Source organism: Streptomyces saintjeani (assembly GCF_055409605.1).
Genome location: NZ_CP189624.1, coordinates 2361510 through 2373721, shown reverse-complemented (window position 1 = coordinate 2373721; position 12212 = coordinate 2361510). Strand labels below are relative to the sequence as shown.

The following is a 12212-nucleotide window of genomic DNA, read 5'->3' as shown; positions in this document are numbered from 1 at the left end:
GTGGGGGTGGGGAACTGGGGTTCGGGGGTGGGGAGTTGGAGGGGTATGGAGATGAGGATGCGGGATGGGTACGAGGGGACGGGGCCCGGCGCGATCACGCCGGACGGCTGCGCGGTGGAGCTCTACTCGCGGTTGCCGGTGGGCGCGGAGCCGGGCGTGATCGCGGGAGCCGTGCCTGCGGGGGCGCGGATTCTGGAACTGGGGTGCGGGGTGGGGAGGATGACGCACCCTCTGGTGGAGCGGGGGTTCCAGGTCACGGCGGTCGACGAGTCGGCGGAGATGCTGGAGCGGATTCGCGGGGTGCGGACGGTGCGCAGCTCCATCGAGGAACTGGACCTCGGCGAGACCTTCGACGTCGTCCTCCTCGCCTCCTTCCTCGTGCACGCGGGGGATGCGGAGGTGCGGCGGGGGCTGCTCCGTACGTGCGTTCGTCATGCCGCGCCGGGCGGCAGTGTCCTGATCCAGCGGGAGGGCGCCGGCTATCACACCGATGTGCCTCGGGAGCGGGCCGATCCGAGCGGGTTCCGGGTGCGGATACGGTCCTCGACGCCGGTGGGGGACGGGGTCAACTCGGTGCATGTCGAGTACGAGTTCGCGGACGCGGTGTGGACACAGACGTTTCTGGCACGGCCGATGGACGAGGAACAGTTCGGGGAGGCGTTGGCGGAGGCGGGGTTGAGGGTGGACGAGGTGCTGACGGAGGACGGGGTGTGGGTGCGGGCGGTGGTGGCGTGAAAGGGGGGCAAAGCGAGGGCGGTGGTGGCGTGAAGAAGGGTGGGGCGAGGGCGTGAAGAAAGAGGGCGGGGCGGCGATGAGAAACGGCTCCGGGTGCGGTCTACCTCTCGACCGTAACGAGACCGTTCACCAGGGAGAACGCCATGTCCGAAACCACCGTGCCCGTCGCGACCGCCCCTTCCACCACGCCGGCTCCCCGAGCCCGGCGGGCCCGAGCCGTCCTCCGTGGCGTCCAGATCCTCCTCGCCCTGTTCTTCGGCGCCGCCAGTGCCCTGCCCAAGCTCATCGCCCACCCCACGGCGGTCGAGTCCTTCGACCGGATCGGCTGGGGAGCCCCGGGGATGTACACGATCGGCGCCCTCGAACTCGCCGGAGCCGTCGCCCTGTTGATCCCAGCACTCCAGTCGGTGGGGGCGGCTTCCCTGGCCGCGCTGATGGTGGGCGCGTTCATCACGCAGGTGACGGTCTTCGACGGGGAGAACGCGGCGACTCCACTGATCGTGTTCGTCCCGCTGGCGGTCATCGCGTGGGTGCGGCGGGGGACGGTGACGGAACTGGCGGGGCTGGTACGCCGACAGGGCTGACCGTGAGAGGGAGCCGGGAGGCCGAGGGCGACGGAGCCGCAGCGCACGCCTCACCGCGAGGCGGAGCCCTCGACAGCGAGAGCGGGGCGCCCGCTCTACGGTGGACGTATGGAGGAACCGGACCAGCAGAGTGCGCCCACGCCACCTCCCGACCCCCTCGCCGCCCTGGACACCCGGATCACCACCTGCCGGGCCTGCCCCCGTCTGGTCGGCTGGCGGGAGCACGTGGCCCATGCCAAGCGCGCGGCCTTCGTGGAGTGGGCGTACTGGGGGCGGCCCGTGCCCGGGTTCGGCAAAGGAGACGCGCCCCTGCTCATCGTCGGGCTCGCTCCCGCCGCGCACGGGGGGAACCGGACGGGGCGGATGTTCACCGGTGACAGGTCGGGGGACGTGCTCTATCAGGCGCTGTACGACGTCGGGCTCGCCTCGCGGGCGGAGGCCGTGGCCGTGGACGACGGGCTGGAGCTGTACGGCGTACGGATCACCGCGCCGGTGCACTGCGCGCCGCCCGAGAACAAGCCGACGCCGGCGGAGCGGGACGCGTGCGGGGCATGGTTCGTGGAGGAGCTGGAGGTGTTGCGGCCCGGGCTCAGGGCGATCGTCGTGCTGGGGGCGTGGGGATGGCAGGCGTTGTGGCCCGCGCTGGCGGCGGCGGGGTGGGAGGTGCCGAGGCCCAGACCGGCGTTCGGGCACGGAGCGCGGGTGGAGCTGGACGGCGTACAGGTCTTCGGGTGTTTCCACGTCAGCCAGCGCAACACCTTCACCGGCAAGCTGACCCCGGAGATGCTGCGGGAGGTGCTGCGGACGGCGGCGAGGGCGGCGGGGCTGAAATGAGGTGAGGGCCAGGGGGCGGGCGAAATAGCGTGCGGGGATGGGACTGTATCCGGAGACCGAACCGTACGACCACGGCATGCTCGACGTGGGCGACGGCAACCACCTGTACTGGGAGACGTGCGGAAATCCGCGAGGGAAACCCGCGCTGGTGCTGCACGGCGGGCCGGGAAGCGGCTGCGGGCCGTACTTCCGGCGCCTGTTCGACCCCGCGCGCTACCGCGTCGTCCTGCTGGACCAGCGCGGCTGCGGACGCTCCACCCCGCACGCGGCCGAGTACGGCACGGACATGAGCGTCAACACGACCGACCACGTGATGGCCGATCTGGAGCTGCTGCGGCGGGAGCTGGGGATCGGACGCTGGCTGGTGTGGGGCGTGTCGTGGGGGTCGGTGCTGGGGCTGCGGTACGCGCAGACGTACCCCGGCGTCGTGTCGGAACTCGTGCTGACCTGCGTGGCGACCGGCTCCGACGCGGAGGTGGCCCTCCTCACCCGGGGCCTCGGCCGGGTCTTCCCGGACGCGTTCGCGCGGTTCCTCGCGGGCCTGCCGGAGGACGACCGGGACGGCAACCTCGCCGCCGCCTGCAACCGGCTCCTGGAGTCCCCCGACCCCGAGGTCCGCGAGCGCGCGGCCCGCGCCTGGACCGACTGGGAGACGGCGATGGCCTCGGCGCCCCCGCGCTCGGTGGAGCGGTACGAGGACCCGGTGTTCCGCATGGGCTTCGCCCGCACGGTGACCCACTACTTCGGCAACGACCACTTCATGGACACGGACGCGGTGCTGCGCGACGCCCGCCTCCTCGCCGGTATCCCCGGCAGCCTCGTCCAGGGCAGCCTCGACCTCGGCAACCTCACGGGCGTCGTCTGGCGCCTGCATCACGCGTGGCCCGACAGCGAGTTGACGGTCGTCGACGAGGTCGGCCACTCGATCGGCCCGGACACGATGGTGGACGCGCTGGTGGCGGCGACGGACAGGTACGCGGACCGCTGAACGCCGGCTACACCCCGTCGTCCCCGAACAACCGCCGTACCGTCGATCGGTAGTTGGTCTGGACGTGCGTCAGCGCGTGGCTCCGGGCCCGCCCGGGATCGCCGGACGCGATCGCGTCGTACAGGTCCTGGTGCTCCGTCAGGAGTTGGGCCCAGTCCTCGTTCTGCCGGGTCAGCCAGCGCAGGCGGCCGTCGACGGGTTCCATCACGGAGCTGAGGAGGCTGTTGCCGGCCATCGCGAGCACGCGGTCGTGGAACCGCGTGTTGATGTCGGTGACGGCCTCCGCGTCGGCCGCCTCCGTCGCCGTCGCCGCCTGGTCGAGGAGCCCCCGAAGCTCCCGGAGCGCCTCCGGCGTCGCCCGCGCCGCCGCGAGCCCCGCCGCGTACACCTCCAACGCCTCGCGCAGCTCGAAGAGTTCCCGTACGTCGTCGGGGGTGAGACCGCGTACGGCGGCCCGGCGCGCGGACGCGAAGTGGACGAAGCCCTCGGCGACCAGCGCGCGCACCGCCTCGCGGACGGGGACGCGGGAGACGCCGAACCGCTCGGCCAGCTCCCGCTCCACCAGCCGGTCCCCGGGGGCGAGGCGCCCGGCGATGATGTCCTGCCGCAGCGTCGCGAGGACGCGTTCCCGGACCGCGCCGAGGGGTTCGCCGTTCGCGGTGTCCGGCGTGGCGGTCTTCGTCGTGGAGCCCATGCGGACATTTTCTCCGACGCCGGGAGGTCTTTTACCCAGCCGTAACGGTGGAGACATCGACAGAGGTGCTCGGCGGCGCGACCATGTCCGCACTTTGGTATACCAAAACCCGCTCAGCCTCCCCGAGTCCTCCCCTCTGGAGCCCCTTTGTCCCTCACCGGCAGCGTCGAAACGCCCGCGTTCACCCCCGACCCCCGGCTCGTCAACGAAGACCTCGCGCCCGCGAAGAAGCGCAACTGGAAGGTCTTCGACCTCTTCGCGATGTGGATGTCCGACGTCCACAACCTCGGCAACTACACGTTCGCCGCGGGCCTGCTGGTCCTCGGCATGAACGTCTGGCAGGTCTTCACCGCCCTCCTCGTCGGCTTCGTGCTGATCTACATCGGCATGAACTGGATGGGGAAGATCGGCCAGCGCCACGGCGTGCCGTTCCCCGTCGTCAGCCGGATCAGCTTCGGCGTCTGGGGCGCCAACATCCCCGCGCTGATCAGGGCCGTCATCGCGATCATGTGGTACGGCATCCAGACGTACCTGGCCTCCGTCGCCGTCAACGTCATGCTGCTCGCGGCCTGGCCCGGGCTCGAGTCCTGGACCAAGCACTCCTTCCTCGGCCTCGACGCGCTCGGCTGGGTGTCGTTCGTGTCGCTGTGGCTCGTCCAGGCGCTGATCATCCGGCAGGGCATGGAGGCCGTCCGCAAGTTCCAGGACTTCTGCGGACCGGCGATCTGGCTCGTGATGATCGCGCTCGCCGTGTGGGTCCTCTCCAAGGCCGGCTGGTCGATCTCCCTCACCTCCACCCCGCACCCCGTCTCCGTCGGCGAGCAGTGGCGGCAGTGGTTCGGCGCGATCGGCCTGATCCTCGCGACCTACGGCACGCTGATGCTGAACTTCTGCGACTTCTCCCGCTTCGCGCCCGACTTCAAGACCGTGCGCCGCGGCAACTTCTGGGGCCTGCCGATCAACTCGACGGCCTTCGTCGTCGTCTCCGTGATCGTCACCGCCGGCTCCCTGGAGGTCTACGGCCAGGCCATCACCGACCCCGCCGAACTCGTCGCCAAGGTCGGCAACACCTGGGTCCTGATCGTCGGCGCGCTCACCTTCGCCATCGCCACCATGGGCGTCAACATCGTCGCCAACTTCGTCTCCCCGGCGTACGACCTCGCCAACGTCTGGCCGCAGAAGATCACGTTCAAGGTCGGCGGCATGATCAGCACCGTCGCCGCGCTGCTCGTCACGCCGTGGAACCTCTTCTCCAACCCGACCGTCGTCAACTACTTCCTCGGCGGCCTCGGCGCGTTCCTCGGACCGCTGTTCGGCGTGATCATGGTCGACTACTACTGGGTCAAGCGCGGGCGCGTGAACGTCGACGAACTCTTCGACGCGACCCCCGGCTCCCGGTACTACTACCGCCACGGCGTCAACCCCAAGGCGCTGTGGGCGTTCCTGCCCTCCGCCGGCGTCGCCGCGGTCCTCGCGCTCGTCAAGACGTTCAGCGACGTCGCGCCGTACTCCTGGTTCATCGGCACGGCCCTCGCCGCCGGCCTCTACCTCGTGATCTGTCGGCGTGAGCGCGCGGAGCAGGAGGTCTGACGCAGGTGCGGATCGTCGTCACCAACTGCAACACCACGCAGGAGATGACCGCCGAGATCGTACGGGGTGCCCGCGCCGCTGCTGCGCCGGGCACCCTCGTCACGGGTCTCACCCCCGCGTGGGGGCCCGCGTCGGCGGAGGGCTGGCTCGACAGCTACCTCTCCGCCGCGGCCGTCATCGACGCGCTGCGCACGTACGACGGGCCCGTGTACGACGCCGTCGTCATGGCGGGGTTCGGGGAACACGGCCGGGAAGGCGTCCGGGAGCTCGTCGACGTACCCGTCGTCGACATCACGGAGGCGGCGGCACATCTCGCGTGTCTGCTGGGGCGCCGGTACGGGGTGGTCACGACCCTGGAGCGGACGTGCGGCCAGATCGAGGACAGCCTGGAGCTGGCGGGGGTGGCCCGCAACTGCGCCGCGGTCGTCTCCACGGGGCTCGGTGTCCTCGAACTCACGGATCCCGCACGCACGGAGTCGGCGTTCGTCGACGCCGCCGAGCAGGCCCTTTCCGCCGGCGCGGAGGTGCTGGTCCTCGGGTGCGCGGGGATGACGGGGCTCCAGCGGGTCGTCGCCGAGAAGCTGGGGGTGCCGGTGGTGGACGGGGTCGGCGCGGCGGTGAAGCTGGCCGAGTCCCTGGTGTCCCTGGGGCTGAACACGAGCCGGGCGGGGAGCTATGGGAGGCCGCTGGACAAGAGGCGGGTTTGGGGGAGGGGAGGGTAGGGGAGGCGCGAGGGCTGGGGTGTTTGTCGTACGGCGCGAGGCGGCGCGCTCGGCGGCGCGCGCCCCCTACTCCGGTACCACCGCCGTCGCCGTGATCTCCACCAACTGGCCCGGGTAGCCGAGGCAGGCGACGCCGAGGAGGGTCGAGGAGTGGGGGCCGGTGCTGAGGCCGGACGCCTCGACCACGGTCCATACCGCCGCCAGGACGGACGGGTCAGGGCTCACGACGTACACGTCCGTCACCACGACGTGCGCCAAGTCGCTGCCGACCGAACGGAGTTGCTCCTCCAGGTTGGCGATGACCCGCTCGGCCTGCCGCACCGGATCCCCCGGCCCCACGAGGGCGCCCGCCGCGTCGAGCGGCACCGACCCGGCGAGGAACGCGAGTTTCGTGCCGGCCTCGACGACCGAGGCGTGGGAGTAGGTGGGCGGGCGGAAGAGGTTCGGGGAGGTGACGCGGCGGATCATGGGATCTCCTCGGCGGCGGACGACTGACGATCATCCGGTCCGCAGCGCGTGACCGCACCCGAGTTTCGTACGGCGGAAACGTTCCGGCCGCGCGCCGGTCTCACGACTCCGGGCCGTCAGGATCCGCTCGAACCTGCGGGGGGGGGTGCCCCTGTCTGCCCCCAGCCCCGGAGAACGGGGAGCCGGGAGGTCGATCAGGTCGCTCACGTCGGCGACCTTCTGGAGGGTGCGGGCCAGGGAGGACAGGGTGCGGCGGACCTCCGTGAGCTGGGCGCGGAGGGCCGGCGCCTGGTCCCACGCGCGCTCCCAGTCGACCGGGTCGCGGCCCTCGGGGCGCCGGGACTCGTACGCGGCCAGGCGGGGGTGCCAGGAGGCCAGGAGGGGGCGCAGGACGCGGTTGAGGACGGTCACCGCGAGGACGCCGAAACTGACGTGGCCGGGGGCCAGCGGCGGGGCGACGTCGGGGCCGTAGCGGCGCAGGATGTCGCGGGTGGTGCCGAAGAACGTGTAGAGGGAGGTCAGCGCCTCGCGCAGGAACCCCTCGTCGGGATGCAGGTCCTCCACCGAGACCCGGGTCACCAGCTCCAGGTACAGCTCCCACGCCGCGCTGCGCTCCGCGTCGGCCGGCTGCCAGGTGCCGGAGATCTCGCCCACGAACGGTATCGACAGTGTCGCCGTGATCTGCGACGGTCCGCTCGGTCCCCGTCGCCTGCGCTGCCTGTGTCCCATGATCGCCTCCCCGATGCTCACAGTAGGGTAAGGCGCCGTGTGGGACGTCTTCCTCAGTTACAGCCGCGCGGACGTGGAGTCGGTCCGTCCCCTCGCGCGTGCGCTGCGCGGGGAGGGGCTGCGGGTGTTCACCGACGAGACGGGTGTCGCACCCTTCGAGGGGATCAGCGAAACGATCCGCCGCGAACTGGCGCGCTCCAAGGCCCTGCTGGCCTACTACTCCGCCGGCTATCCCGAACGCGAGGCGTGCCAGTGGGAGCTGACCTGCGCCTATCTCGCCGGCCTCGCCGAAGGCGACCCCCGCCGCCGGGTCATGGTCGTCAACCCCGAGCCGACCGCCTCCCACATCCACCCCGTCGAACTGCGCGACGCACGGCACGCGGACCCCGCGGACCCCGCCGGGCTCGTCGCGGACGTCGTCGCCCACCTGGCCCGCCTCGACGGTCCCATGCCGCTGCCCCGGACCGCCGTACGCGGTCCGCACGCCGAGTTCCTCGGCCGGCTCCCCGAGCTGTGGCGCATCCACTCCGCCCTGCACGCCCACGCGGCGCCCCTCACCGCCGGCCGGGTGCCGGCGCGGACCGTCCAGATCCGCGGCATGGCGGGCATCGGCAAGACCGCGCTCGCGCGCGAGTACGCGCTGCGCTTCGCGGCGGCCTACCCGGGCGGCGTCCACTGGCTGGACGGACGGTCGTACGACGCCCCGGTACCGGACCCGGACACCGACCAACCCTTCCTGCGGATCGTCGACGACGTCCCCTCGGGACGCCCGGCGGAGATCGCCGCGCTGACCGCCCCGCACCCCCTGGGGCACACACTCTTCACGCTCCGCAGCCACGCGTACGGCGGACAGGGCGCCGCCGTCGACCTGGGACCGCTCGACGCGCACCACGCGCGCGTGCTGCTCGGCGGCGCCTCGGACGACACGGACGCGGACGCCCTCGCCGAAGCGGTCGACGGCCATCCCCTCGCGCTCGCGCTCCTGGGACGCGCCGTGCGCGCGGGACACGATCCGCGCACCCTCTACGACCTCCTGCACACGCGCGGGAGATCGCTCCTGGACACGCTGGCCGAACGGGACGTCACGGCCGGCGTCGTCGCGGACGTGGCCGGCGACGAGGCCGCCGACGTCCTGCGGTGCGCCGCCGCTCTGCATCCGCTGCCGGTGACCGCGCGGGACGCGGCCGGGGTGCTGGCCGCCGTCGACCGGGTGCCGCGGGCGGTCGCGCGCAGACGTGCCGCCCAGGGGATCGCCGAACTGTCCGCGCGGAGCCTGCTGACCCCCCAGAACGCCTCAGGCGGCGTTCTGGGCGCCTGGCGGCTCCATCCCGTCACTCTGCACGCCTGGCACCACCACGACCCCGCTCCGGCCCGCACAGAGGCCCTCCGGCGGGCCGCTCTGCGCACGCTGTGCGGGGATCGCGGCCCGGATACCCTGGGGGCTCCCGGCAGCCGGAGGGAGGTCCCCGTGGCAGCACCCAGCGAGTCCGAGCGGATGGCCGCGTTCGACATCCAGGTCGAACTCGTCACCCGGATCGGCGTCCAGGAACTCGCCCCCGGCGAGGGGAGCCTGCGCGAGGCGCTGGCCTCGCTCAAGTCGGTGATCGACTTCACCCGCGCGACGCTGCACACGTACAGCATCGGCCTCACGCCGGGTACGGGCGCACCGACCGTGCAGAGTCTGTCGTACAGCCTGATCAACGACGTCATCCGGCCCTTCACCACCGCCTGGCACCCGCGCCTGACGGCCTACGAGGCGACCCGGCCCGCCTCCGTCAGCCCGCTCGACCACGAGGCCGGGTGGGTGCAGGGCGAGCCGATGCGCGCCGAACTGGCCGCGCTGCGAGGGCCGTTGAAGGGGATCGTGGAGGGGCTCGGCGGGATCTCCGGGGCGGGGTTCGGGCTGGCGGCGGCGGGCTGAAACCCGTGGTGCCGGCGGGGTGACGGTTCGTAGCCTGCGGTCATGGCCCATCTCACCGACGCCCAGTTCCTCGACACCGTCGCCGACCGGCTCGCCGCGCTTCCCGGAGTGCGGGCCGTCGCGCTCGGCGGCTCACGCGCGCAGGGGACGCAACGGCCCGACAGCGACTGGGATCTGGCGGTCTATTACCGGGGGGCCTTCGACCCCGCGGATCTGCGGGCGGTCGGGTGGCCGGGGGAGGTCTCCGAGGTCGGCGGGTGGGGTGGGGGTGTGTTCAACGGGGGCGCGTGGCTGAGCGTCGAGGGGCGGCGCGTCGACGTCCACTACCGGGATCTGGACGTCGTGGAGCGGGAACTGACCCGCGCGCGGGAGGGGCGGTACGACGTCGAGCCGCTGCTGTTCCACCTCGCGGGCATCCCCACGTACCTGGTCGTCGCCGAACTCGCGGTCAACCGCGTCCTGCGCGGGGACGCGCCCCGTCCCGACGGCTACCCCGAGAAGCTGCGCACGGCCGCCGGCGCGCGCTGGTACGACACCGCCCGCGCCACACTCGCCTACGCACACGCCGCGCACGCGCCTGAGGGACGGTGGACCGAGGCGATCGGGGCGATCGCCGTGGCTGCCACGCAGACCGGGCACGCCGTGCTCGCCGCGCGCGGGGAGTGGGTCACCAACGAGAAGCGGCTGCTGGAGCGCGCGGGGCTGCGGGACGTCGACGGCGTCGTCGTGGACGCGGGGGACATCGGGGCGGCGATCGACCGCGCGGGCGCGCTGTTCGGGGAACGGGTGGCGGAGGCGGCGCGGGAGTTGCGTTCATAAAGAAACCGGCTGATCACACCCCGCTTCACCTCGACGAAACGCAACCGGCCGACCCGTTCCGTACCGTGGAGGGACAGCCCGAAGCCCCGGCCGACGTCGCCCGACGGCACCCGTCCCCGTCACGACAGGAGCCCCGTGTCCCGAAGCGCCGGTGTCGCCCTTCCGCCCTGGCTCGCGCACGCGCTGCGCGCGCAACGCGGCCCCGTCCCCTGGGCGGCGGTCGCGCGCGGGGCGCTCGCGGCGGGACCGCTGCTGGCGGTCGCCGTGGCCGCCGGACGCACCTCGCTCGGCGTCGTCGCCGCGATCGCCGCGATGCTCGCGGGGATCAACGACCGCCCGGGCAGCAGGCGTACGTCCGTACAGCGGCTCGGGACGCCCGCGCTCGCCGGTGCGGCGGGACTCCTCGGCGGCACCTACGCGGGCGCGCACGCGGGACCCGTCGTCCTCACCCTCGCCCTGACCGCGCTCGGCCTCGTCGCCGGGGGCATGAGCGCCATCGGCCCCGTCGCGTCCGCAGCCGGCACCCAGGTCCTCGTCGCCTCCGCGATCGGCGCGGGCATGCCGGTCGACGAGGCGGGCTGGCAGCGCGCCCTCGCGTACCTCGCGGGCGCGGGCTGGCTGCTCCTGCTGCGCCTCGCCCTGCCCACGCCGGGCTCGCTCGCCGGGGACTTCCGCTTCGACGGCGAACGGGCCGCCGTCGCGGGCGTGTACGACGCGATCGCCGCCCTCCTCGACGCCGTCGGCGGCCCCGACGCCGGCGCGCGCCGGGCCACCCTCACCGCCGCCCTCGACCACGCGCAGGACGCCTTCGCCGGACCCCGGCTGCGCCGCTACGCCAGCTCCTCCACGGAACGGCGGCTGCACGCGCAGTACGCCGCCGCGCTGCCCCTCGGGGAAGCCGCGACCGCGCTCGCCTGGGCCGGGGAACCCGTCTCCGAACGCGCCTCCGAAGGACCCCGGCGCCTGGCCGCCGCCGTCCGCGAGAACACGCACACCGGACCGCTGCCCGCACCCTCGCGCTCCGCTCCCGCGCTGCGCGCCCTGGACGACGCGCTGCTGCACGCCGCCGAGGCGTTCGACCGGGGACACGGCGCCGCTCCGCACGCGCGCAGGCGCACGGCCGCCGATCTGCTGCGGGCCGCGTTCGGCGCGGGCGGGCGGGAGTACGGGATGCGGGTCGCCCTGTGCTTCGGCGCCAGCGCCGCCATCGCGCAGGCCCTGCACCACTCCCACTGGTACGGCGAGCACACGCACTGGTACTGGCTGCCCGCCACCGCCGTCTTCCTCGTCAAACCCGACCTCGGCCCGCTCGTCTCGCGCGTCCTGAACCGGGCCGCCGGCACGGTCCTCGGGGCGCTCGTCTTCGCCGGGTTCGCCGCGTTCCTGCCCCGGCCCGAGGGGCTCGTCGTCCTCGTCGCCGTCTGCGGGGCCCTCGTCCCCGTCGCCACCCGCCACTTCGCCGCGCAGACCGCCGTCGTCACCGTCCTCGTCCTCGCCCTCGTCATGGTCGGCGGCGAACCCCAGGCGTCCGCCGGGCGCATCGGCGAGACCCTCCTCGCCTGCGTCCTCGTCCTGGTCGTCGGCCACCTCCCGATGCCGGGCGAACGCGGGGGCCAGGTACGCGCCCGGCTCGCGCTGGCGACTCGGGCCGCGCAGGAGTACCTGGCGTACGTCCTGAGCGACACCGGCGAGGAGCCCCGGGCCCGGAAGCCGCAGAAGCGCGTGAGGCGCCCTGGAACGCACGAGGTGCGCCGAACCCCACAGAACACCCCGAACGGCGCCGAGAGCCCCTCCGAGGCGCCCCCTGCCCCCATCGGTGACCGCGCCACCCGCTGGGCCCTCCGCCGCGAGGCGTACCGCACCCTCGCCGAAGCCCGCACCGCCATCGCCCTCTCCGCCGCCGAACACCCCGCCCTCGCCCGCCACACCGCCGGCACCGACGAGATCGCCGCCCTCCTGGAACGCCTCGTCGACACGACGACGGCCAGCGCCGTCCAACTCGACGACACGGGCCACTTGGGCGCACGGCACCGGGAACTGCTCGACGAACTGCTGACGGAATTGGACGCGCACCGGGTGCCGGGGGCGCGGGGGCGGACGAGGTTGCCGCGGGCGGTGTGAGGGGCGC

At 73.2% G+C, this 12212-nt stretch carries 12 protein-coding genes; 9 read left to right on the top strand and 3 right to left on the bottom strand.

The window, feature by feature from the left end; translation table 11 throughout:
- Nucleotides 1–57 precede the first annotated feature (57 nt).
- The 4 genes from ACQCO7_RS10580 to pip all read left to right on the top strand — a co-directional run bounded on the left by ACQCO7_RS10580 (nt 58) and on the right by pip (nt 3141).
- A complete protein-coding gene (locus ACQCO7_RS10580; protein WP_464071580.1) occupies nt 58–735 on the top strand; it encodes a class I SAM-dependent methyltransferase in 678 nt (225 codons plus the stop codon).
- Between the two features lie 143 nt (nt 736–878).
- Entirely contained in the window at nt 879–1319 is a 441-nt protein-coding gene (locus ACQCO7_RS10575; protein ID WP_464071579.1) for a DoxX family protein, read from the top strand.
- 108 nt (nt 1320–1427) lie between these two features.
- A complete protein-coding gene (locus ACQCO7_RS10570) occupies nt 1428–2153 on the top strand; it encodes a uracil-DNA glycosylase (protein WP_464071578.1) in 726 nt (241 codons plus the stop codon).
- 37 nt (nt 2154–2190) lie between these two features.
- Complete coding sequence (gene pip / locus ACQCO7_RS10565; protein ID WP_464071577.1) at nt 2191–3141, top strand: prolyl aminopeptidase; 951 nt, start codon at nt 2191–2193, stop codon at nt 3139–3141.
- Nucleotides 3142–3148: 7 nt separating this feature from the next.
- On the opposite strand, the gene ACQCO7_RS10560 is transcribed toward pip, so the two are convergent.
- Nucleotides 3149–3835: a GntR family transcriptional regulator gene (locus ACQCO7_RS10560; RefSeq protein ID WP_464071576.1), complete on the bottom strand. Its 687-nt coding sequence runs from the start codon at nt 3833–3835 to the stop codon at nt 3149–3151.
- A 147-nt stretch (nt 3836–3982) separates the two neighbouring features.
- On the opposite strand from ACQCO7_RS10560, the gene ACQCO7_RS10555 reads away from it, so the two are divergent.
- Both ACQCO7_RS10555 and ACQCO7_RS10550 read left to right on the top strand, forming a co-directional pair.
- Nucleotides 3983–5425: an NCS1 family nucleobase:cation symporter-1 gene (locus tag ACQCO7_RS10555; protein WP_464071575.1), complete on the top strand. Its 1443-nt coding sequence runs from the start codon at nt 3983–3985 to the stop codon at nt 5423–5425.
- Nucleotides 5426–5430: 5 nt separating this feature from the next.
- Nucleotides 5431–6147, top strand: coding sequence for an aspartate/glutamate racemase family protein (locus ACQCO7_RS10550; protein WP_464071574.1), 717 nt, complete (start codon nt 5431–5433; stop codon nt 6145–6147).
- Nucleotides 6148–6213: 66 nt separating this feature from the next.
- Here ACQCO7_RS10550 and ACQCO7_RS10545 read toward each other — a convergent pair whose 3' ends face one another.
- A complete protein-coding gene (locus tag ACQCO7_RS10545; RefSeq protein ID WP_464071573.1) occupies nt 6214–6615 on the bottom strand; it encodes a RidA family protein in 402 nt (133 codons plus the stop codon).
- 30 nt (nt 6616–6645) lie between these two features.
- Complete coding sequence (locus ACQCO7_RS10540; RefSeq protein ID WP_464071572.1) at nt 6646–7344, bottom strand: hypothetical protein; 699 nt, start codon at nt 7342–7344, stop codon at nt 6646–6648.
- Nucleotides 7345–7381: 37 nt separating this feature from the next.
- Here ACQCO7_RS10540 and ACQCO7_RS10535 point away from each other — a divergent pair, with 37 nt between their 5' ends.
- The 3 genes from ACQCO7_RS10535 (at nt 7382) to ACQCO7_RS10525 (ending at nt 12205) form a co-directional block, all read left to right on the top strand.
- Nucleotides 7382–9265: a toll/interleukin-1 receptor domain-containing protein gene (locus ACQCO7_RS10535; RefSeq protein WP_464071571.1), complete on the top strand. Its 1884-nt coding sequence runs from the start codon at nt 7382–7384 to the stop codon at nt 9263–9265.
- A 42-nt stretch (nt 9266–9307) separates the two neighbouring features.
- Complete coding sequence (locus ACQCO7_RS10530; protein ID WP_464071570.1) at nt 9308–10084, top strand: nucleotidyltransferase domain-containing protein; 777 nt, start codon at nt 9308–9310, stop codon at nt 10082–10084.
- A 135-nt stretch (nt 10085–10219) separates the two neighbouring features.
- Complete coding sequence (locus tag ACQCO7_RS10525) at nt 10220–12205, top strand: FUSC family protein (RefSeq protein ID WP_464071569.1); 1986 nt, start codon at nt 10220–10222, stop codon at nt 12203–12205.
- Nucleotides 12206–12212 lie beyond the last annotated feature (7 nt).

What these genes read in the sequence shown, in the direction of transcription:
- ACQCO7_RS10580 (WP_464071580.1), top strand. Translation starts at nt 58, where the DNA reads ATGCGGGATGGGTACGAGGGGACGGGGCCCGGCGCGATCACGCCGGAC.
- ACQCO7_RS10575 (WP_464071579.1), top strand. Translation starts at nt 879, where the DNA reads ATGTCCGAAACCACCGTGCCCGTCGCGACCGCCCCTTCCACCACGCCG.
- ACQCO7_RS10570 (WP_464071578.1), top strand. Translation starts at nt 1,428, where the DNA reads ATGGAGGAACCGGACCAGCAGAGTGCGCCCACGCCACCTCCCGACCCC.
- pip (WP_464071577.1), top strand. Translation starts at nt 2,191, where the DNA reads ATGGGACTGTATCCGGAGACCGAACCGTACGACCACGGCATGCTCGAC.
- ACQCO7_RS10560 (WP_464071576.1), bottom strand. Translation starts at nt 3,835, where the DNA reads ATGGGCTCCACGACGAAGACCGCCACGCCGGACACCGCGAACGGCGAA.
- ACQCO7_RS10545 (WP_464071573.1), bottom strand. Translation starts at nt 6,615, where the DNA reads ATGATCCGCCGCGTCACCTCCCCGAACCTCTTCCGCCCGCCCACCTAC.
- ACQCO7_RS10540 (WP_464071572.1), bottom strand. Translation starts at nt 7,344, where the DNA reads ATGGGACACAGGCAGCGCAGGCGACGGGGACCGAGCGGACCGTCGCAG.
- ACQCO7_RS10530 (WP_464071570.1), top strand. Translation starts at nt 9,308, where the DNA reads ATGGCCCATCTCACCGACGCCCAGTTCCTCGACACCGTCGCCGACCGG.